1 pseudogene is annotated in these 265 nt (G+C 64.5%); it reads left to right on the top strand.

The features are described 5' to 3' along the window. Window positions 1–265: pseudogene (locus C1X29_RS29980) on the top strand (helix-turn-helix domain-containing protein); the annotation flags it as partial.

Below are 265 nucleotides of genomic sequence, written 5' to 3'. Positions count from 1 at the left end.
ATCCTGTACGGCGCGCCGCCAAAGGTGCTCGCCCGCAAATATCGCGCGCTGCGCGCGGCGGTGGCGATGCGTGGGGGCGAGGAAGGGGTCGCCGATGCGATCGACCGCGGTTTCTACGACCAGTCGCACATGATTCGCGAGGTGAAGCATTTTACCGGCCTGACCCCGCGACAAATTCGCGCCGATCCCGGCCTGCTCTCCCAATTGACCATTTTGCACCGGAGCGCGCTGGGCGGCGTCGTCAGTCCGTTGATCAGCGATACAT

Origin of the sequence: Pseudomonas sp. GW456-12-10-14-LB2 (assembly GCF_002884345.1) — a bacterium.
GTDB lineage: Bacteria > Pseudomonadota > Gammaproteobacteria > Pseudomonadales > Pseudomonadaceae > Aquipseudomonas > Aquipseudomonas paraglycinae.
Note: the sequence above shows the minus strand (reverse complement) of the source record. Positions and strands in the feature narration are given on the sequence as shown.